Here is a 20,458-nt window from a genome sequence, read left to right on the forward strand (position 1 = left end):
TCGAGATCGCGGGCAAGCCGATGCGGGTGAAGGTTGCGCATGTGCGGCTGTGCGCATCGCGGGTGATGTAGCCAGCTCAGCGCATGGTAACGAGCAGAGGGTTGGCACCCGTTCACCTTGTAACTCGGATCAATCCTTCCTGAGCTACGGACGCGATCACCGTTCCGTGTTGATCGTGAAAGCGTCCGTGAACTAGCCCCTACCAGCCGACGCCGTTGGACTGTTCATCGTGTGCAGTAGCCACGTATTGAAGTCGAACGGGCGGTGGAACCACAGGGCATGGTCCAGGCTCGCAAGCTGAAGGTTAGCCGCATTCCATTTCAGACCATGGGGCTGAAGCGCTACGGGAAGCAATTCGAGGTCAGAAGCGTACGCGAGGAGCACGTGGCTAGCGCGCTGATCACCCAGTGTTTCGTCCGCCGCACGCATCCAGAGCGACAGCCGACCTTCCGTTGAGTCTCCGGGATTGCTGTCCATTCGCTCGATGAAGATCGGACGATAGCGTGCTGGCTCCTGGGACTCCTCATAAGCCCGGACGGGAGGGGCCGCGGGTACCGCAGGCATGTCGCTGTGGTGCTCAAGTCCATGTTCTGCTGTCTGAAACGACGCCGAGAGGTTCAAGATCTGCTCCCCGTTTTGTACGGCGACAACACGTCTTGTCGTAAAGCTTCCGCCATCGCGAGCGCGATCGACCTCGAGCACGATAGGGATGCTAGGATTGCCGGGCCGCATGAAATAGGCGTGAAGGGAGTGACATAATCGCCCCTCTACGGTTGCGTATGCCGCCAGCAACGCCTGCGCTATCACCTCCCCGCCAAAGATGCGCTTCTGTTGCGCATCAAACGTAGTTCCACGAAAGAGATCTCGCTCAAGTCGTTCAAGCTGTAGAGCGTCAAAAAGGCGTATCATTCGTTTCCTAATCGGTCGCTGCTCCCATGCGCCGTCGTTCTAAGCTGATGGCCATGGGCGCTGTTGGCGCCCGACATAATCGCGCGCTGCCGCTCGGTCATTGGAATGCGTGCGGGCATGTTTCATCCTCCAAAAACCTCTTGCCTTTTGCTTGCTTAATGAAAGAGGATTGTGAAAGGCGGAAGGCAGCGGAAACCCGTCACTCCTGTTTCTGCCTCCGGATACGGCCGTTTGTGAAAAAGATCGGATGACCCGCGAACCCTACCTGATCGGCTATGCCCGTGTATCGAAGGGCGACGACCAATCGAATACTGCACAACGCCGCGCGCTAGCTGCAGCTGGCTGTAAGCAGGTGTTCGAAGAGACCGCCAGCGGCGGGCGGTGGGATCGGCCAAAGCTTCTGGAGATGATCGGCCAGTTGCGCGACGGCGACGTGGTGATCGTCTGGAAGCTAGACCGGTTGTCGCGCAGCCTGAAGGACATGCTGCACATCATGGAGCGGATCGAGCTGGCGGGCGCCGGCTTCTGCTCACTGACCGAAGCGATCGATACCACTACGGCCGCAGGGCGTATGATGATGCAGATGGTCGGCAGCTTCGCCGAGTTCGAGCGCGTGATGATCCGCGAGCGCACCAGCGCTGGCCTCGCTCAGGCCCGCGCAGAGGGGAGGATCGGCGGACGCCGGCGCAAGCTTGCCGAAAAACAACGCCGTGAAATTGCAGAATCCGTTGTCTCTGGGCGTAAGTCAGGTGCCGAAATGGCCCGCCTATATGGCGTTAGCGAACCTACCGTTTCGCGCATCGTGGCCGCGTACCGCCAAACCGGTCCGGATTCGCGGAATGCCCCATCTTGAATACAGCTAAAATCACGTAAGTTTGGATATGAGCCCTACAGGACTGACATTTATTTCACTCGCTCAGGGCCTTTCCAAACGTTAAAGGGATTCTTCCGTATCCAACGTGTTGCGATCCATTTACTGCCCTTTAGGACTGGCAGTCCAGCATGATTACTATCTGTATTTGTACGGCCATCCGGGTATATGTTAGGGAACATTATGGCATCACCGGTTTTTGGTAAAATACTAATTCCAATATTAGGGAAAGATGTCTGTCCACCAGTGAAGTCGTCATTGAGGTAAATAATAACGGTCTTAACTCTTTGATTATTGGAAGACGGCAAGATATCGGAGTGTAGTCGGAACTGCTGATTAAACTGATACCGCAAGATTGTCAGAGCCTCACCGGCAAAGACCGAGCTACCGCTCAGCGCGGCGATGCGCAGATTGATCGCTCTTATCGCCAAGTCTTCCCGCAGCGGTCCGATGCTTGCAGTATCGGACGTTCTAACCGGGTTCAGAGTTTTTCGACCGGTTCGCGGATCAATGACGAGTGCCGGAGTCAAAAGATCTGCCGCGTTATGCATTAAATGCTGACATTCCAGCGGCGTTAGGAATGCTGAAACGCGTGATAATGTGCCGTCGCGCGATAATGGTTCGGCAGTCAGTGCCTGTGCAGGTGATCCGTCATCCTTTAGGCTCATGTCGCGGATCAGCCCTAGGACTTCCCTGGCGTGATAATTGTTCTCTGACGTCGCTTCCAGCAACAACCTGGCGGCCTTCCAATCCGCCGGGGCGCCGCTTCCGTTCGCCGTGAGCGCAATCTGCATCATCTGCGCTTCATGATGGCCAAGAGACGCAGCTTTACCGATTGCGACACGCGCGGCGGCTAGATCGCGCGGTAGAATGTCTCCAACGATCTGCCAAAACCCAAGCCGAAATAGCGCTTCAGGGTCTTGGCGATCAGCCGCGGCCGCAAGTGCTGATATAGCTTCAGGAATACGGTGGCCGGCGATGAGCCGATCCACCACGTGTAGTGACGCACTATTCGACATCACAACCGCATAACGCAAATCGGGGGCCGGTGGAAACCACCGACCCCCGATCTTACGTCTACAAAGCGGATTAGAATTTGGCTACTGCACCAACATACAGATAACGACCTCGAACGTCGTAGATACCAGAACCATCGGTAACGCCAGTCAAACCGTAAGGAGGCTGCTTGTTACCAATATTGTCAACGCCGATATATGTATTGAAGCGGTCTGATACGTCCGCTTGAAAGCGGATGTCATGATAACCGACTGCGGGATATTGCTTAATTGGAGCATAGTCCGCGTTCTGTGGCGGCAGACCATTTAGACCATTATAGTCTTCATACGTGTTGAGATATGCTGCGCCGATGTAACGGAATCCGTAGTTTATCCCAACCTTGCCGACGCTCGCACCGGCATTGAACGTAAGACGGTTTTTCGGATCACCCAATTCGCCGAGCAACCTATCCTTAAACGATGGATCGGCTGGGTTGGTAAAGTTGTCGTTCTGTATCGAACGGACATACGCGGCCTGGATAAAGCCAGTACCCCAAGAGAACTTGTGATTGTAATTCACGTTCGCCTGAACACCGCGCACCTTCAGCTTGGCAAAGTTCGCCGTGGACTGAAGCAGGGAACCTTGAAGGACCTGGAACGGCTGTTCGCCCCCGGGACCGCCATTAGCACCGGCACGTTGGAAGAGTCCGCAGAAGGGATTGTCCAGCGACGTTGCATCATAGCACAGATTCAAGATGTCTTGCGGTGAACCCGTGGCAGTGATCACGTCCTTGACAGTAATGTCATAATAGTCAGCGGAGATCGAGAGCCCGGGCGCGAACGACGGTGTGACGACAAAACCGGCGGTGTAGGAGTCAGATTTTTCGGCTTTCAGGTTCGGATTGCCACCGCTTACGAACTCAAGCGATGCAGTATAGACGTAGTCGTATCCAGCAGGACGACCTGCCGCATTGCAATTTGCAACCCGGTTTGCCGAGCCAGTTGCAAGATTCCGAGCTGAACATGGATCGTCGGGAGCTGGAGTAAAGTTCTGCGACTGCGAGGAATAAAGCTCACCTAGGTTCGGCGCACGCACCGACCGCGAGTAGCTTCCGCGAAACATGAGGTCTTCAACAGGACGGTATTGAATGCCGCCGGAGTACGCATAGACCGTACCCGCCGAGCCCTTGTAATCTGAAACACGTCCGGAACCGTTGATCGTTAGTTCACGTATCAGCGGCAGATCCTTGAGGAGCGGAACACGTAGTTCGCCAAAAGCTTCCTTCACTGCAAACGCTGTTGGTGGATTGAGCGTGGGGATTGCATTGTAGAAAGCGTACCCAGCCTGGGTGAAGTCATCGAGATCGTAATAGTTCGTTTCGCGGCGGTATTCGCCACCGACAACGAACGCGATTGGACCGCCAGGAAGCGAAAACAGCTGGCTAAGATCCCCTGACACGAAGCCGGTTGCGTCGAACTGAGTGATCTTGCCCTGAGCGCGTGACGCGACTGTCAGATAGTCACGGGCAGCTTGGGACACCGAACCGTCGCCGAAGGGATTGATAGGTACGCAAGCCGCGATGTCTGCGGCGAGCTGTGCCGGATTGCCGCCGACATCGCTTCCTGCATAGCGAGGGTCCACCTGTGACCGGCAGACGACTTGGCCGGCTGCGTTTCTCGTCGAATCGACAGACAGCAGATAGCGCTGCGTGTTGATGTTGCCCTGAATGAGATTCTTTTCCTTGAACTCACCGTAGTTGGCCGACAATTCGTAGTGCCAATCGTCATTGAAATCACCGCGAACGCCGCCAACGATCCGATAGGTTTCACGACGGATCTGCTCATCGCGAATACCAAGATCGAGCCAGTTGCGACGGAGGGAGAAGCGATAGGAACCGTCAGCAATTTGTGCCAACGATGCGTTCTGTCGCGCCAGTCCTCCTGCTGTCGTGCCAAACGCAGCCCCGCTGTTGGGATTCACACCGGAGTTCACCCCCGCCGCTAGCTGCGTAGCCAGTGTCGCGCGGGCTTGGGCACCGAGATAGGGATTGTCGAGCCGAATGCCTTCACGATTAACGTCGCCAGTCGTGAAGTACGAAAAGTCCGATACTCCTGTTACAGTCGTCGCGTCTTGCAAGGTTTGCCCCTGCGAGAAGAATGGACCGCTCTGCGAACCACGTGCGTCGCTGCGTGAGTACTTGGCTTCGATAAACGGAACAAATGCACGCGAAATCTCATAGTGGCCAAGGACGTTAAACGAGTACCGCTTGAGATCCGGGGACAGAACCAACAGGCGTCCCTGACGACTGTTGTATCCATTCCCGTTTATGAAGCTGCCGTTCGGTCCCAGGCCGACCCGAAGTCCATTCTGCTGGGCCAGCGCACCACCGGGCTGAAACAAATAGGAACAGGTGTAGGACGTACCCACGGCATCGTTGCCACACGGTGCACCAGCCAAGCCAGGGCGGTACCGGATCCCAACTTGCCCACCGGTCGAGATAGTCGTCGAGCGGATGTCGTTGAAGAATGCGCGATCGAAGACGTTGTCGGCGCCATTCACGGAGCCAGCTGGATCCGTATCAACTGTGACGAAGCCGTTGACCTGTTTGACGTTAGGCCGGCCGCTCGCGTAATAATCCTCTTGATGTGCATATTCGGCGCTGACGGTGATATTACCACGTCCGCCCCCAAAGTTCTTGCCTGCGATAGCCCCGATCAGCTGTGCGCCAGCATCGCCGTATTTGCTGATACCCGACTGGCCGCGAAGGCTCAGACCGTCGTAGTCGTCCTTCAAGACGAAATTGACGACACCCGCGACGGCATCGGAGCCGTAGGTGGCAGAAGCGCCGCCGGTCAGAATCTGGATGTCTTTGATCAGATCAGACGGGATCGTGTTGATGTCGACCGACACGCCACTGTTCAAGATGTCGCCGGCGACGTGGCGACGACCGTTCACGAGAACGAGTGTCCGCTGCGTACCAAGGCCGTAAAGATCAATGAGGTTGAGTCCGCGTACACCCAAGCTCACGGTCGAGTTCTGCTGGCTGAACGTATTACGCAGCTGCGGCAGCTCGTTCAGCGTATCGCCGACCGACACCTTTCCGGTCTGGAAAAGCTGTTCGCCGGATACGGTCGTGATCGGGGACGTGGATTGAATGTTGGGTGAGCGGATTCGCGATCCGGTAATAACAATATCACCACCGCTTGTTGCAGTAGCCTGTCCAGTCGCAACCGAAGTTTCCTGTGCATTTTCTGCTGCGGGAAGCGTTGAGGCATCTACGGTGGCAGCATCCGCTTGCGCTTGCATCGGGGAAGGTTCTGCCTGCGCCCTGACAACGGTCGGCATGCTCACAGCGATGCCAGCTAGCGCCGTAGCACTGAGAAGACGATACAACTTCATGATGGACCCCTATATTGCTTTTACATTTTGTTACCTGATTTAAGCCGTTTAGGTGTGCCATGCGCAAGGGACCTTGCATACAAAATGACCAACAGTTGAATATCAGCGGAAAATGTGACAAAAATGACACATTTGGTAGCATCGGAGGTCCGAAGCGTGAAAAGGTATCGAACACATAATTAATTCAGCTGCTTGCACGACAGCGGATTTTGAAAAACAGTCGTCCCTTACGTAATCGAAATTCGCAGGCGGCTTTACTTAAAAAAGCGTGCAAAGGCGCAGGACGTAAAAATGAGAAACATTTTATGCACGGCGATTATCGTTCAGCAGGTGACAATACGATGATTGTTGAAGATGTTTCCAGTCGTCCAAAGCCATCGGTAGTAGTTGTTGGATTCGATCAGTACTCGGTTATTTTTGACGCTATTCCACACCATTTATATCAAATCAATAAAGTAACGTCTGCGGAGAAACTGTTCGAGCATTTGAGACTTTTCCTTTGCGATATTGTCATCGTAGACGCTCTTTTAGAGGGCGTGGATAGTATATCTCTAATCAAGGCATTGGTCGTGAACGGTGATCAACCAATGTTATTAGTAAGATCTGATACAAATGAGGAGATTGATCGCGTACTATCGCTAGAGCTCGGCGCAGATGACTGTGTGGCATTTTCATGTGGCGCTCGGGAGATTAGGGCTAGGGTTGGCGCATTGCTTCGTCGGTGTGCCACCAAAACGCGATCTAACATTGAAGTTCGAAAAAACATCGGTGCATCAAATGGCTCGGAACTCACTTATTGTGGTTGGATTTTGAATAGAGACAGGTGTCAGCTTTATTCACCAGCAGGTGATGCGCTATCGTTAACAAATGTAGAATATGGTATACTTATCGTGCTGTTCAGCGATCCAGGGATAGTTAGGGACCGGTCGGCGCTAAGAAATATAGATGCCGGCGATGAGGAATACGAGTTCCGGTCCCTTGATGTTTGTTTAAGTCGCTTACGCAAAAAGATGGAGAAATTAGGGGGGCAGGACTTAATTGAAACAGTGCGCGGCAGAGGCTACCGGCTGGCAGCAATAAATAAAATCCGTGAATAGGGCGAATGTACCAAACCGAGAATATTTAACTGGATGATTCTCTATCTAAGTTTTGCACCGCTGCTAGGTTTTAAGCCCGATCAGGCTAATAATCTTAATGTAGTTCTCGGTTCACAGGCCGTATGACGATGAAGGCGGTAGATGGCGCTGTTCTGGTTGTCAGACGAGGTCTGGACAGCGATCGAGCAAAATTTGCCAAAGAATTAGGTTGGCACCCGTTGGGTCGATGATCGACGGGTGCTATCCACGTCATTCCTGGACGCTGCAACCGGAAGCGAACCATTCGTTACGACAAATAGCGATACCGCGGCCGCCGCCTCGTCCACAACGTCTTCTGCCGCCTAAAGGACTTCCGCGGCATCGCTATCCGTTACGACAAGATCGCGACTAATTTCCTGTCAGCTGTAGCGCTCACCACAGCGGTCGCCTTTTGAATGTGAATGAGTCTGGGCCCTAGAAAAAAACCGAGGCCTCCTGGGGCGTGCCGAGGCACCGTGAATCTGTGTCCAAATAATGCACATGGGCCTATGATCGAGAAGAAGCGATGAGCGACAGCCTACTGTAGATGTCAGCGATCTCGCCGAGGTGTTCTCAATTTCGCGCCCAACTGTGTACCGCACGCTCGGACGCCAACCCGCTGCACCTGCTGCAAAGACGGCGTAATGGCAGCTAACGGATGTTGCCGTAAGCTCGTTACTGCGGAGGTGAAGCTGTCACTTCGACGCCGAGGTTAACCGCCCCCGCATAAGGTCCACCGGTAACGTCCATGGTGATACCGCGAGCCGGTCTTGTCCCTGATGAGGGCACAGTTTGTGCACCGCAACTGGTGTCCGAAGTACAAGCCCAATAGGATCCGCCAACCCACCTCGCGTCAAGATTGATGGTGGTCTGGGCTGGAAGGTAGCCAGCCATCGGCAGGTAAGCTGGCTTGGCCCATGTAGGAGCAGTTCGCATTGCGTGAATGTTCCCGACCAAGACGAGCGCCCGCGCGCCTTGCCTCACCCTGCCGACCAGTGACGAGGCAAGTGCATTCTCGTAATCGCTCGCTTTGAATCCGCCTCGACCGGGATTGTACAAGGGTTGGAACGCAACGACGCTCGCAATCCGCCCTGCCGCTCGTAATTCGCGCAGCCTCTGGAAAAGGTGGAAGTACGCTTCACTGGATCGGCCGTCCTTCATCGGCCGCGTCCATATTCTGCTGCTCAAGAAGTGCGATATCGCCGCGGCACCGCCATCGGAACCAATGAAATCGTCAATAGCGGGTTGCTCGGTGGTCATTTGTTCGACCGCGACGATCACCGGCCGGGACGCCGAAGCTAGGCAAGTGAGATCACCAAAAATTGCTGGCGTCTCTTTGGTGCCGTGCATTTCTCCCACCACAATCCAACGGAGGTCAGTGCGATTGATTAGTGCCTCCGCCCCAGGAATCGGGCCGCATTGTACGGGGCGCAGCTTGGCTTCGAACGTTCTCGCTGACGGTGCCGGCGCGAGCGTTTGAAGTGCAGGCTTCGGGAGACTTGGGAGCACCGGCCGAGCCGTCTTTTCAAGCGACTTACGGCGCTCCTCCTGTTCCGCGAGTGGCGGAACACCAAGAGTGCCTCGCAGGGCGTCAGAGGCAAGGGAGCGGTCAAATGGCTCCTGGGTCGTGCGACCGTCAGGGCCGGTGTGAAATTGAGTGCCCAAAATCTGGGGCTTACCAATATTTTGAAGATAACGGTCTAGTGTGGCAGCGGCGATCCATGCCGCTCCGGCATTACCTCTCGCAACGGCGATCATAGCAAGCAAATGTGCTTTCAGATAATCGTCGGGCGATTCACCATGCTGAAAAATGAACGCGGCATGGAAGAAGTCATCCCCGCTCTTCAACGCTCCCACATCCAATAACGTTTGGGTACGTTTCCGACGCGTCTCATCCTGTGGACCAACCGTTGCCCAGTCGACATCTGGGCCTTGTCGCGCTTTCTGGTCTGCGTCGAAGATAGCCGTCATCTCGGAGTTCGATGGCTCTTTCGTAATGCGCTCGGCCGCGACCGAGGGTGCAGCCAGCGCCAGCAGAGATAGGGCGATCACACTCCTGAACATTGCTAGGCCTTCGCGCTCAATATGTGGTCCGGCAAGGTGGCCTTGTTCGAGCGCTGTCTGCAAGTCATCATGTGCGGACCATCATTCGTTGTGAAGCCACCTCGTCTAAGGCTGATCGCGCTCGGGCTACCCCTTGAGGTGCGGGTGACATTTAGCGCTGACAGACCGTGCGGATTAGCTCTGACATCCACAGCCTACTGGCTGAATAGATCAGTAGGCACTTTCCCAAAATTCGATCCCAATGAGAAAGCCCCCTCCCTCAGGTTTCTGACGACAAGGGTTTGAGCGCGACGCCATTCGCGTCGAAATTGCTTTCATTCAGCCATGTCTCGAACAGTGTGCGTCGTGCGGGCCATTCTGGCTCCACAATAGAGAACCAGGCCGTATCGCGCCGACGACCCTTTACGATCCAGTCACCGCGCCACGTTCCTTCATAGGTGAAGCCGAACCGACGCGCAGCACGCTTGGATGCCGCATTCAGATCGTTGCACCGCCACACGACACGAAAGTAGCCGAGTGTGAAAGCGTGCTGCATCATCAGGAAAATGGCTTCCGTGGCGGCGCGGGTGCGTTGCAGCTGGGGCGAAAACCAAACGCTCCCGATCTCGATTGCAGCGTCGGCGGACGCGATGTTGCAGAACGACACCCATCCTTCAGCTTTGCCGCTAGATGCTGGAACAACGGCGAAGAATGGTTGCCGTTCAAGGCCGCTGATCCGCGTGATATGCGCGGCCATGTCGTTTTTTGTCGGGAAGGGCCTGTACTTCAGATAGGCCCACGACACGTCTGCCGCCTGACTTGCCTCCCAAAGATCATCGACGTGCCGCGCGTAGAGCGGTTCGAGCGTGACGGCTACGCCGTTGTGGCATTGAAACCCCGGCAGAAGACAGGTGGCTTCGTCACTGTCGCAAGCAGCCGTTTTTCAACAGCCTCGGACGTTTTCTAGACAGTTGCACCCCGCCCCCTCAGATGCTGAAAAGCCTTGCGCGCTCAGGCCGTTAGACAGGGCGAGCGTTCAACAAACGGGTGCTAATGGAGTGTTCAACGCGAGTGGATGCCAGCGATCGGGCAAAGCGGAAAATGGGTCGAGCACACCTACCCGAAAGGTGGCTTCGAGGCGGCCACATCCGAGCGTTTGCCGTCTGGAGTCTCACGCTGCAATCGTCTCCTTCCATCCGATCCCGCCGCTCGCGCCCGACGAGTTTAGTGACCGCTTTGTCTCAAAGGGCGTCGCTTGGCAGCCGAAATGGCGGGAAACGCTGTCGCTTTCTCCAATGCGCGACAAACAGGTGATTTCGGACGGCAGTCTCTCGATCGTCGCAAAACGCCGTCGCCAACCCCGATTGTCGATTATCATGTGTTTTCCGACAGGGCGCGGGGCAGAAGCTGCCCGGCCGCTCACGCGCAGTTGTTGCCGTTCACTGTCCGTTCGCTCCTAGCGTACGAAAGATCGACTTCCGTGATGTGACCTGCAATGGAGGCGCTGGCGCGTTTCTCCAGGAAACCCATCTCGCAAACGACTTTCATCCTCTAACCGAAAGGCGCGCCAGCGTGAGAGCCTTGCCTACCGTGGATCTGTGCCCGGAGATGTACAGGGACCGCTATCGATGGCTGGATATTCACAGTTAATGTGACGCAAGTTAATCCCTCGCTATGACGTGAGTTTAGAACCGTTAAGGTTTTGAATATAAGCGTAAACGCGAAGGAGTTCGTGTGCGCAACCGACATGAAACGTCCCGCCTGGACGCGCTGCATCAGCTAAAATTGCTCGATACCCCGGCAAGCGAGAGCTTCGACCGTATAACCCGGATGGCGAGCCAGATCTTCGGTTTGCCGGTTGCCGCGGTATCGCTGACTGATCACGATCGGCAGTGGTTCAAGTCGCGCGTCGGTGTTGATCATTGCAGCATTCCACGAGCCGGGGCTCCGTGTGCGGAGGTTGCCGAGTCTACGCAAGCGTTAGTCATCGAGGATTTCCTTGAGGACCCTGATTATGCCGAAAGCCCTCTGGGTCGTGCCGGTACCCGCTTCTATGCTGGCGCACCGCTAGTAACCAATGAGGGATATGGCCTCGGTGCGTTATGCGTATTGGGCACTGAACCGCGCAAAGCGTCATCTGCCGAGCTTGCCGCTCTTGCAGATCTAGCCGCCATGGTCATGGCGCAGATCGAGCTGCAGCATGCTTTCGGTCGGATCGATCCCATCAGCGGAATGCCGACCAGAAACCAGTTTCGTGAGGATCTGATGGATCTGGCGCGAGACCATGCGGGAAAGCAGTACTTCGCCGTCGTGGTGGATCTGGCCCGCGAAGATCAGATCAGCAGAATCACGCGTGCCATGGGAGCTGCCCGCGTCGACCAAATGGTACATGAGGCGGCCCAGGCGCTGCGAGCTGCGCTTGGTCCGGGCCGAAATGCCTATCAGGTTGGCACTGCACAATTCGGGTTTATCTCGCCATCGGACGTTGAGTGGTCGGATTATATCGAGCTCTTGCGAACAAGTTTTGCATCCATGCGGGCTTCGTCGTCAGTCCGGTTTGTCACGAACGTAAATATTGGCGTCCGATCTTTCGTCGCAGGGTCGGTATCGGTTGACGACGTTATTCGTGGTGCAACGAGTGCTGCCCAAGACGCGAGGGAAGCGGAAGGAGCAATCGCTTTGTATTCACCGGCACGCGACATCGCGCATCGCCGCCAATATGGCCTTTTGCAAGACTTTGGCACAGCACTCGAGGCAGGCAATCAACTTCGGCTCGTTTATCAACCTCGGATCGATCTTTCCACGGGGGCGTGCATTGGCGCAGAGGCGCTACTGCGATGGCGTCATCCAGTCTTGGGCGACGTGTCGCCTGCGGAATTTATTCCGATCATCGAACAGACGTCGCTTGCCCGACCTACTACGCAATGGGTTCTTGAAACGGCAATGGACCAGCTGGCGGCATGGCAACGTGGTGGGCTGGCTATGACGCTATCTGCTAATATCTCGGCCGCTAATCTCGGCGAAGCAGACCTTAGCGAGAGGATTACGACTGGGCTTGCCCGGCGTGAGTTGCCGTTTAGCTGCTTGGAAATTGAGCTAACCGAAAGCGCGATTATGGATCAGCCCGATCAAGCGCTAGCTATGCTGCGAAGGTTCAGAGATGCAGGTGTTTGCCTTGCTATCGATGACTTCGGCACCGGCCATAGCAGTCTGGCCTATCTACAGCGTCTGCCAGCACAGATCGTAAAGATCGATCAGACGTTCATACGCGACCTGAGCAGAGCGACAGGATCCGACTTTGCTCTTGTGGAAACGATGATCGGCTTGGCTCATAGGCTGGGCTACCGTGTGGTTGCAGAGGGCGTGGAAACTGCAAAGGCGGCCGTCATTCTAGAAGAGCTTGGCTGCGAAGAAGCCCAGGGCTTCTGGTTCGCGCGGCCAATGGAAGCCGACCAGTTTGTCATGTGGCTTTCAGACCGGCGTGAGGCGTCACTAGCTTTTCCGTACGCTGCCTGACGTTACCATAAGCCGGGCCTGCGCGGCCTGCATCGATGCACAGCTAACCGGCGCATTTGCGAAAGTTTGGTATTTAATTAAGCAGCTTAGGCCATGATGCCTCGCTGAGGAGCTATTGATCGTGTCACCAACAAACTTAGATTTCGAAACGGTCGGACTGCACGACCTTGAGACGATGAGCACTGCAGACCAGGATGCGTTGCCGTTCGGAGTGGTCGGCTTTGCCGCTGACACGATCGTGCAGGTCTACAATGCGACCGAGGCTCGTATGTCAGGGTTGGATCCGGCCACGGTGGTCGGCGTTCCGTTCTTCGACGCGGTCGCACAATGCATGAACAATTTCATGGTGGCACAGCGGTTCGAAGACGAACCGGAACTCGATGACGCCTTCCCTTACGTACTGACGCTTCGCATGCGGCCGACCAAGGTGCGGTTGCGGCTGCTCGCGACGGCGCAGACGCCGCGTCGCTACGTACTCATCGAACGCTGAAGGCTAGCCGAATGACCGATACGTCGGGCGAGGAGGAACTCCTCGAATTTCTATATGCCTGTCCGATCGGACTGATTGAATGCGACGCGACTGGCGAGATCGGATTGATGAACCCGCACGCCATGCAGCATCTGCTGCCGCTAGCGGGATCGCGCGGCGTCAGCAACCTATTTTCGGCGTTCGAACATCATGCCCCAGAACTTAGAAGCATAGCGGAAGCCTTTGCATTGCCTACAGGGCGCATTTGTGACGGTCATCGCGTTTTCGTAGACCTGGGACCGGGCAAGAACGGTGCGACGCCGAAAGTCCTTGCCTGTTCGCTGGTCAAACTCGGCGCTGACAGGTTGATGGCAACGCTCACAGATATAAGTCAGCAGGTTCTCCAAGAGAACCGACTGCGGCAGGCCGATACCTGGTTTGCAACACTGCTCGATGGCGTCAACGGCTACGCCGCGCTGACGATCACGCCGGACGGCCAAATCGCAGCAGCTGACACCTGCTTTGCCCGCCAGACGGGGTATGAGCCGGCCGACGTTACCGGTCACAACCTTGCCGATGTCCTCAGCACAGATTTGCCTGGCGGCGATCTGCGTCTGGACGAGCAGCTGGCAATCGCTGTCCGTGAGGGGTGGCATCTTCAAGAGGGGTGGCAGCAACGCGCCGATGGCGAACGCTACTGGTGTCAGCGTCTCGTCGTCGCTCGCTCGGCACGCGACAACGCGACCTTACCCCGGTTTTCGGTTGTGCTTCGTGATGTACCGCGTCGCGACGCTGCGACCGAAGACGTGCGGCGACTCCTGACATGCGACCATCTAACCGGCGCAGCAAATCGACGGCATTTCAGTCAGGCGATGGCCCGCGAACAGCAAAGCTGGCGCGAACTTCGTCAGTCGCTCTCGCTTGTTGTACTCGATCTCGATCACTTCAAGGCTGTAAACGACACCCACGGCCATCCGGTCGGTGATACGCTTCTATGCCGGGTGACTGAGGCGTGCAGCGCACTTTTGCCACCGCGCGGTATCTTTGCGCGCTTGGGGGGCGAGGAATTTGGCGTTCTGCTTCCGCGCTACGATCGTAATCAAGCTATGGAGCTCGCCGAGCGACTTCGCGAAGCGATTGCCGATGTCGTCATCGAAGCTCCATTGGGCACTCTGCGGGTAACGGCCAGCTTGGCCTGTGCGACGCTCGACGAGACCGAAGGGTCGATCGAAGGGCTCATCGCGTTGGCTGACAAACGTCTTTATTCCGCAAAGCATGCCGGACGGAACCGCGTCTTTGTGGCTGAGACCGAGGTTGCGTGACTAAGCACCGCCTGCAACGTTCAGCTGTGCATCGGATCATATGCGGCGTCGTCGCGGCCGAGCTACGCCGTCAGCGCGGTACGCTGGTCTACGGTAACCATATTGTAAATATACGGGTACATCCAATACGATCCAGCAGCCATATGTCGCAAAGACTGACACTAAATAGGTATGTTTAGCTATCTTAAGTGTATTTTAAAATTAACCGAAAATGTCAGTTTTTATTGACATACTGGCTGTTCAATGGCATTGGGTCGATAAAGCTTGACAGGAAGCGCCTATTCCAGACCGTATTGCCATTGTTACCTACAAGGGCACACATGCCGGCGAGCTTAGCGAGCTGGAGGGAGGCGATAGCCGCTTCGTGTACAAGGATGCGTGGCTGACGCCGATAGCATGTGCGCTGCCGATCGAGCAGCCGGACCATTATCACCGCAACGGCCTTATCCCTTTCTTCGAGCATTTAGGGCCAGAGGGCTGGCTGCGCGGTCGTCAGGCACGTGCCGGCGGGACAGCCGAACAGGATGATTTAGGCCTGCTCTTAAACTATGGTGCCGACTGCATCGGCGCAGTTGGCATCCTTCCGGCCGAAGGTCCGGCGTTCGTCGCACCTGATGAACCCAATGCGCTGGAAGAAGCTGCAGCGCTCCCGGGCCGCACTTTGTCAGGCGTCCAGAAAAAGCTGCTCGCCTTTCGTGGCGAGAAGGGGTTTGAGCCGTGCGTCAAGCCGTCGGATCCGGCGACGTACATCGCGAAATTCAACCGCGAGGATTTGCCGACGCTCGTACAGAATGAAAATGTCTCGCTCGAACTGGCCCGCGAGGTACTGGGCAAGGCCGAAGTCACTGCCGCCAAGCCTGGGCAGCTCGCTGGCATCGAGGGTTTGGCTCTACTCGTCGAGCGATTTGATCGTCAGGGTAACGAAAAGCTTCGTCTCGAGGACTTCGCGCAGATTCTCAGCAAGCCCCGCGGCCGTGAATTCGACGGTAAATACCATTCCTCATACGAAGAGGCGGCAACTGCCATCACGCGCTTCTCCGCGCGTGCGCGGATCGATCTCGCCCGCTACTTCCGCCTCGTCGTATTCAATCTCACACTCGGTAATGCCGATGCGCATCTGAAAAACTTCTCGCTACTCGAAGGCAGCGGCGGACTGCGCCTCAGTCCCGCTTATGACCTAATAAACACGCTGGTCTATACCAACTATGAGCGCAACGTAGCGCTCGAAATCGGCGGCAAGAAGCGCGCGTTCGACACACTCGACCGCGGGCTGATCGAAGCGCTCGGGGTCTCGATCGGACTGCCGGCCCGGGAAGTGTCACGATCGCTCGACGTCTTGGCCAAGGGCTTCGCCAACGCCAAGACGCTCGTCCTTGGCCCTCGGGTCCAGCCCGACGATTTCCAGTTCAAATACCGCGAGATTATTCTCGAAAATGCCGCAAGGATCTTCGCATGACCGACTGGCCCATCGATTGGAGAGCCGTCGTCGACGAAGCGATTCGCCGGCGTAAGCTGGAAGGTCTGACCCAGTCGGCGCTGGCTACGCTGGCCGGCGTCAGCCGGCCGGTCGTCGTCGCGTTCGAGCAAGGCGAGATCAACCTGCGCTTCGAACGCGTGATTGCAATCCTTGATGCGCTCGGGCTTTTCGTCCAGCCTGGGCGGTCCGACAGCCTGAAATCCTTCGTGCACGAGGCTCGCAAGCGCTTCACCGAGCTCACTGCCAACCTTGCGGATGATCATCCCTCGCGGCAGCCGCTCGGTCATAGCGAGCAGGCTTATTCGATCGATGGCATCGAGGAGCCGCCGACGCTTTCTCAGCTGCGCAACATTCTCGCCCGCGCGCCCAAAACCTCAGGCTGGACGCCGTTCTGGGTGCCGACCAAGGACTCGATCAAACCGACATTCTTCGACGGTCTCCTCGAATGCTGGCTAGGTCGCCCGTCCGATGATCGAGTGTTCAATGATCCGGCGTCGAGCGACTTTTGGCAGGTGTCCCGCGCAGGCACCGCCTTTCTCCAGCGCGGCTATCAGGAAGACGGGCGCGATCTTGATGCTGGAACCTTCTTTGATCTTACCCTGCCAATCTGGCGGACCGCCGAGGTACTGCTCCATGCCGCCTGGCTCGCGCGGCAACTCGGTGCCAGCGGGGAGGATCAGATACGTTTCACCGGACGTTACACCGGGTTGTCAGGCCGCGAGCTCATCAGCTGGGCCAAACCGGGGCTGCGTCTCGCTCTAGAGGAGCGCCACCGCTCGCGTGCCGACAGAGTCGACCTGACTACTCTGACCAGCGCCTACGAAATCGATGTGGATCTAAAGAAGGTTGTCGGCGCGATCGTGCGCCCGCTCTATGAACGGTTCGATGGCTTCGAAATTCCCGATGCACTGATTACCGGCCAGATCTTCGATTTCCGGCGCCAGACAGCGGACTATTTCTGACCTCTGAGAGCATATCCAGCTTGTGCGTCGGGCGCGGTATCGCTTTGCTGATGAGTGCCGCCCAGGATGCCGAGCCGGAGGCGCATCTATATATCGCCTGCCATTCCATCTTTGGGCGTTTTGCCATTGAAAATGCGACCGCTAGCAGCGGCTTCCTTCCAAGATTCGAACGGCGAACAAGTAGGACGCACCCATGCTGATCGGTTACGCCCGTGTCTCAACGACCGATCGGGATCTGACGCTGCAACTCGATGCATTGGCAAAGGCTGGCTGCGAGAGATTGTTCACCGACAAAGCGAGCGGGGCAAAAGTCGATCGGCCAGGTCTAGCAGAAGCGCTGCATTTCGCACGCGCGGGAGACACCCTCGTGATCTGGAAGCTCGATCGGCTTGGCCGCTCGATCCGAGGTCTGATCGAGTTGGCAGCGGGCCTGTCCGCCCGCAATGTGGACTTTCGCTCCCTGACCGATGGGTTCGACACGGCTACTCCTTCTGGTCGACTCCTGTTTCATATATTGGCCTCGCTCGCAGAGATGGAACGTGAGCTGGTGAAGGAGCGCACGATTGCGGGCTTGGCGGCGGCTCGCGCAAGAGGCGTCACCAGTGGTGGCCGAAAAGCAGCAATGACGCCCGACAAGATCGACACTGCGCGTAAGCTGCTACAAGTTGGTCTATCGACCTTCTATCGCTACTGCCCAGGCGGCGCGGGCCTTCCCGATTGAGGATCGAATTTCGAGAATGGCCGGCATTGGCAAAAACGCCCACATCCGGACACCCGCGCATGTGATCCAAGCTCCCGATAACGGCCGTTCGTTCAGCTCATCTTCCTTGACTCGCTATAAGCGGGACCGGCCGCTTTTCTTCCCATTTCAACCATGCCGCTAACGTCCACACCTGGACGTTTATGCGGGCGTTCTGCGCTCCGCCATAATCGTCTGCGCCGGACAATGCGCCCCGTGCGGACTAGGCCTCGCGACGAAACACTGCCCGTTATCCTAACTCACGCCTGGATCAAGCGGCGGATAGTATCGAGGCGATCCTGTCTGCAAACCCCTTCAACATCGAGACTTTGCCGAGATCAGTTAGCTTCCGCGGTTCGGGATCGATGGCGCAAAGGGTCCCATAGAACGAGCCGTCAGCGAGGACGATTGGGAGTGAAACATAGCTTTTAAACCCGTATAGAGCTGGGGCGGGATGGCTTAACCACTTAGCGTTCCCCGCCACGTCGTCTATCACCACGGTATTACCGTGCTCGCGTATGTCGTTGCAGATGGTCGTTGAAACCCTCAGTTCCTCACCTGGCGACATCCCGAAGTCGATCTGATCGACGACCTGGCAGGCTATCCATCGTGTATCGGTAACCCGAGCAAGGGCGACAAACCCCATTCCGGTTGAAGCGGCAACTTCATCTAAAATCCGGCGGATACCGTCATCATCACCGTCGCGAGCGGCGCCAGCTGCAAAGTCATCGAGCATACTCGTCGTTACACGGTCCTGCCGTTAAACGGCAACTGTTCCGAACCGTCACGTATCAATTGTGTTTGAGTAGATACCGCTTTCCCGAATTGGTGTTAATGAACCCGGTGCCCTGCACGTGCAAATCGCGTTCCCGTCGTTTGATGCAAACTTAGAATTGCTACTTCAACCTTCGTACAGCTTTTCCAACGCTGAAACCGGAAAGCCACGCGAAACGCTCTGACATTTTGTCATGAAATTTAAAGGGGCATTGGTCTGGAACCCCTTCACGTTGACCGCTTTTCAAGCCCGCTTCATACGCATCGCGTAACATTGGTTCGTTTGGTTTCATTGACCGGCAACGCTCGAAGGCAACAATCGGATTGAGCGAGATCGATACAATCTCGGTGTTAGAACGCGAAATTTCCGAACGTTGGGTAGTACGAGATACCTCAGAAACACCCCCGGGAACCTTACAAAGGTTGCGATGCGACGGAATATCACGGGTGAATGACCGCCCGTCGGTATGTCGACATAACTGGGCTATGCAGCGTTATTTCGTAAACCTGACTGAACACGGTCGCCTGATCACAGACGATGACGGATTTCTTGCCTCGGGACGGGAGGCCGCTCGGGAAATGGCCGTCGCAGGCGCCCGCGAGATGATGGCGGCTGATATATTGCTCGGCAAGTTGTGCCTATCGACGTCGATTGAGATATTGGACGATAATGGGGTCGTCCTCGACCAAGCGCGGTTTAGGGATCTTGTTCGTGTATCTGGCGGCTAATGGCGGAATTGATTGCCGAGCGCATGGCTTTAACGGCGTCACGCTTTCCCTCAGTTGACGCCCTGGCGGTGCTCATAGCCTCAAGCTCAACCAAGGTTAGCGGCCGGCCCAGGGCTCGTTCGAAGTAGCCCTGAACCTTACTTGGTTTCATTTCGAATAAATAACAAAGTACGAAATCTGCGATCTAACCTATGTTTTGCTGGTTTAAAAAAAAGGGCGACAGCAACCGGCATTAGGGTCAGGACTCATTGGTCATAGCCAGAAGATGACAGTGGCCGCGAGCGCGACGGCAGAGAAGAAGACGGTTGGGCAGCGGTCGTAGCGAGTGGCGACGCGGCGCCAATCCTTCAGACGGCCGAACATGATCTCGATGCGGCTGCGGCGCCGGTAGCGGCGCTTGTCGTATCTGACCGGCTCGTTCCGCGATCTGCGGCCCGGGATGCAGGGTTGGATGCCCTTGGCTTCCAGGGCGTCCCTGAACCAATCGGCGTCATAACCACGGTCGCCAAGCAGCCACTGTGCTTTCGGCAGATCGTCGAGCAAGGCTGCCGCGCCGGTGTAGTCGCTCACCTGCCCGGCGGTCATGAAGAAGCTCAAGGGCCGCCCATCCGCATCGCTGACGGCGTGCAGTTTGGTGTTCATGCCGCCTTTCGTACGGCCGATCAGGCGGCCGAGATCCCCTTTTTTACCCGCAGACTCGATGCCGTGCGGTGTGCCTTCAGGTAGGTCGCATCAATCATGACCGTTTTCGGTACGGCTTCTGCTGCCGCGAGCCCCTCCATCATGCGCAAGAACACACCCCTCTCGCTCCACCGCTTCCAGCGATTGTAGAGCGTCTTGTGCGGCCCATAGTCCGTCGGCGCATCACGCCAGCGTAGCCCGTTGCGATTGACGAAAACGATACCGCTGAGCACCCGCCGATCATTAACCCGAGGCTTGCCATGGCTCTTGGGAAAATACGGTTGCAGACGCGCCATCTGCTCATCCGTCAGCCAGTACAGGTCGCTCATCCACGCTCTCCCCACGGAGCCTGAATCAGATCGCGCCTCTCACATCAATGGGTCCTGTGACGTGCCCCCCGCCTTTCATCCAGCGGCAACCAGAGACCGACCGTTGTTGTCGCGCAGGAGCGCGGGT

General features: G+C 56.6%; 16 protein-coding genes and 1 pseudogene. 10 read left to right on the top strand and 7 right to left on the bottom strand.

What is annotated here, in order from left to right; all coding sequences use genetic code 11:
• Window positions 1-192: 192 nt before the first annotated feature.
• The gene (locus IFT67_RS20170) at window positions 193-909 is read right to left on the bottom strand and encodes an acyl-CoA thioesterase (RefSeq protein ID WP_197983187.1); all 717 of its coding nucleotides are present in this window, start codon (window positions 907-909) and stop codon (window positions 193-195) included.
• A 247-nt stretch (window positions 910-1,156) separates the two neighbouring features.
• Here IFT67_RS20170 and IFT67_RS20175 point away from each other — a divergent pair, with 247 nt between their 5' ends.
• On the top strand, window positions 1,157-1,762 hold the full coding sequence (locus IFT67_RS20175) for a recombinase family protein (RefSeq protein WP_192239884.1): 606 nt from the start codon (window positions 1,157-1,159) through the stop codon (window positions 1,760-1,762).
• Window positions 1,763-1,812: 50 nt separating this feature from the next.
• Here the strand turns inward: IFT67_RS20175 and IFT67_RS20975 are convergent, their stop codons facing one another.
• Window positions 1,813-2,772, bottom strand: a complete 960-nt coding sequence (locus tag IFT67_RS20975; RefSeq protein ID WP_206757953.1) for a 2OG-Fe(II) oxygenase — start codon at window positions 2,770-2,772, stop codon at window positions 1,813-1,815.
• Between the two features lie 97 nt (window positions 2,773-2,869).
• Window positions 2,870-6,175 carry a TonB-dependent receptor domain-containing protein gene (locus IFT67_RS20185; protein WP_192239886.1) on the bottom strand — a complete coding sequence of 1,102 codons (3,306 nt, stop codon included), beginning with the start codon at window positions 6,173-6,175 and terminating at the stop codon, window positions 2,870-2,872.
• A gap of 209 nt (window positions 6,176-6,384) precedes the next feature.
• Here IFT67_RS20185 and IFT67_RS20190 point away from each other — a divergent pair, with 209 nt between their 5' ends.
• Complete coding sequence (locus IFT67_RS20190) at window positions 6,385-7,272, top strand: response regulator transcription factor (protein WP_192239887.1); 888 nt, start codon at window positions 6,385-6,387, stop codon at window positions 7,270-7,272.
• 302 nt (window positions 7,273-7,574) lie between these two features.
• A pseudogene (locus IFT67_RS20195) lies at window positions 7,575-7,706 on the top strand (IS5/IS1182 family transposase); the annotation flags it as partial.
• A gap of 259 nt (window positions 7,707-7,965) precedes the next feature.
• Here IFT67_RS20195 and IFT67_RS20200 read toward each other — a convergent pair.
• Together IFT67_RS20200 and IFT67_RS20205 are read right to left on the bottom strand one after the other, a co-directional pair.
• Complete coding sequence (locus tag IFT67_RS20200) at window positions 7,966-9,417, bottom strand: DUF6624 domain-containing protein (protein WP_206757954.1); 1,452 nt, start codon at window positions 9,415-9,417, stop codon at window positions 7,966-7,968.
• A gap of 196 nt (window positions 9,418-9,613) precedes the next feature.
• Window positions 9,614-10,237, bottom strand: coding sequence for a GNAT family N-acetyltransferase (locus tag IFT67_RS20205; RefSeq protein WP_192239897.1), 624 nt, complete (start codon window positions 10,235-10,237; stop codon window positions 9,614-9,616).
• Window positions 10,238-11,067: 830 nt separating this feature from the next.
• Here IFT67_RS20205 and IFT67_RS20210 point away from each other — a divergent pair.
• The 6 genes from IFT67_RS20210 (at window position 11,068) to IFT67_RS20235 (ending at window position 17,800) form a co-directional block, all read left to right on the top strand.
• Window positions 11,068-12,849: an EAL domain-containing protein gene (locus IFT67_RS20210; RefSeq protein WP_192239889.1), complete on the top strand. Its 1,782-nt coding sequence runs from the start codon at window positions 11,068-11,070 to the stop codon at window positions 12,847-12,849.
• Window positions 12,850-13,024: 175 nt separating this feature from the next.
• Complete coding sequence (locus IFT67_RS20215) at window positions 13,025-13,339, top strand: phosphonate transporter (protein ID WP_192239890.1); 315 nt, start codon at window positions 13,025-13,027, stop codon at window positions 13,337-13,339.
• A gap of 11 nt (window positions 13,340-13,350) precedes the next feature.
• Complete coding sequence (locus tag IFT67_RS20220; protein ID WP_192239891.1) at window positions 13,351-14,640, top strand: sensor domain-containing diguanylate cyclase; 1,290 nt, start codon at window positions 13,351-13,353, stop codon at window positions 14,638-14,640.
• A gap of 298 nt (window positions 14,641-14,938) precedes the next feature.
• The gene (locus IFT67_RS20225; RefSeq protein WP_342450663.1) at window positions 14,939-16,096 is read left to right on the top strand and encodes a type II toxin-antitoxin system HipA family toxin; all 1,158 of its coding nucleotides are present in this window, start codon (window positions 14,939-14,941) and stop codon (window positions 16,094-16,096) included.
• Window positions 16,093-17,079, top strand: coding sequence for a helix-turn-helix domain-containing protein (locus IFT67_RS20230; protein WP_192239893.1), 987 nt, complete (start codon window positions 16,093-16,095; stop codon window positions 17,077-17,079). Before IFT67_RS20225 ends, IFT67_RS20230 begins: the two co-directional genes overlap by 4 nt.
• Before the next feature lie 193 nt (window positions 17,080-17,272).
• Window positions 17,273-17,800, top strand: a complete 528-nt coding sequence (locus IFT67_RS20235) for a recombinase family protein (RefSeq protein ID WP_192239894.1) — start codon at window positions 17,273-17,275, stop codon at window positions 17,798-17,800.
• Window positions 17,801-18,089: 289 nt separating this feature from the next.
• On the opposite strand, the gene IFT67_RS20240 is transcribed toward IFT67_RS20235, so the two are convergent.
• Window positions 18,090-18,554: a GAF domain-containing protein gene (locus IFT67_RS20240; protein ID WP_192239895.1), complete on the bottom strand. Its 465-nt coding sequence runs from the start codon at window positions 18,552-18,554 to the stop codon at window positions 18,090-18,092.
• A gap of 524 nt (window positions 18,555-19,078) precedes the next feature.
• On the opposite strand from IFT67_RS20240, the gene IFT67_RS20245 reads away from it, so the two are divergent.
• On the top strand, window positions 19,079-19,321 hold the full coding sequence (locus IFT67_RS20245) for a DUF6894 family protein (protein ID WP_192239896.1): 243 nt from the start codon (window positions 19,079-19,081) through the stop codon (window positions 19,319-19,321).
• Between the two features lie 252 nt (window positions 19,322-19,573).
• On the opposite strand, the gene IFT67_RS20250 is transcribed toward IFT67_RS20245, so the two are convergent.
• A protein-coding gene (locus IFT67_RS20250) for an IS5 family transposase (protein ID WP_133021385.1) occupies window positions 19,574-20,331 on the bottom strand; the annotation gives its coding sequence in 2 pieces (ribosomal slippage) (window positions 19,574-19,998 and window positions 19,998-20,331; 759 coding nt in all).
• Between the last annotated feature and the right edge of the window lie 127 nt (window positions 20,332-20,458).

It is taken from the genome of Sphingomonas sp. CFBP 13728 (assembly GCF_014841895.1).
Taxonomy (GTDB): Bacteria; Pseudomonadota; Alphaproteobacteria; order Sphingomonadales; family Sphingomonadaceae; genus Sphingomonas.

Coding starts and splice junctions, on each gene's coding strand:
- IFT67_RS20170 (WP_197983187.1), bottom strand. CDS start 909: ATGATACGCCTTTTTGACGCTCTACAGCTTGAACGACTTGAGCGAGAT.
- IFT67_RS20175 (WP_192239884.1), top strand. CDS start 1,157: ATGACCCGCGAACCCTACCTGATCGGCTATGCCCGTGTATCGAAGGGC.
- IFT67_RS20185 (WP_192239886.1), bottom strand. CDS start 6,175: ATGAAGTTGTATCGTCTTCTCAGTGCTACGGCGCTAGCTGGCATCGCT.
- IFT67_RS20215 (WP_192239890.1), top strand. CDS start 13,025: ATGAGCACTGCAGACCAGGATGCGTTGCCGTTCGGAGTGGTCGGCTTT.
- IFT67_RS20220 (WP_192239891.1), top strand. CDS start 13,351: ATGACCGATACGTCGGGCGAGGAGGAACTCCTCGAATTTCTATATGCC.
- IFT67_RS20230 (WP_192239893.1), top strand. CDS start 16,093: ATGACCGACTGGCCCATCGATTGGAGAGCCGTCGTCGACGAAGCGATT.
- IFT67_RS20235 (WP_192239894.1), top strand. CDS start 17,273: ATGCTGATCGGTTACGCCCGTGTCTCAACGACCGATCGGGATCTGACG.
- IFT67_RS20240 (WP_192239895.1), bottom strand. CDS start 18,554: ATGCTCGATGACTTTGCAGCTGGCGCCGCTCGCGACGGTGATGATGAC.
- IFT67_RS20245 (WP_192239896.1), top strand. CDS start 19,079: ATGCAGCGTTATTTCGTAAACCTGACTGAACACGGTCGCCTGATCACA.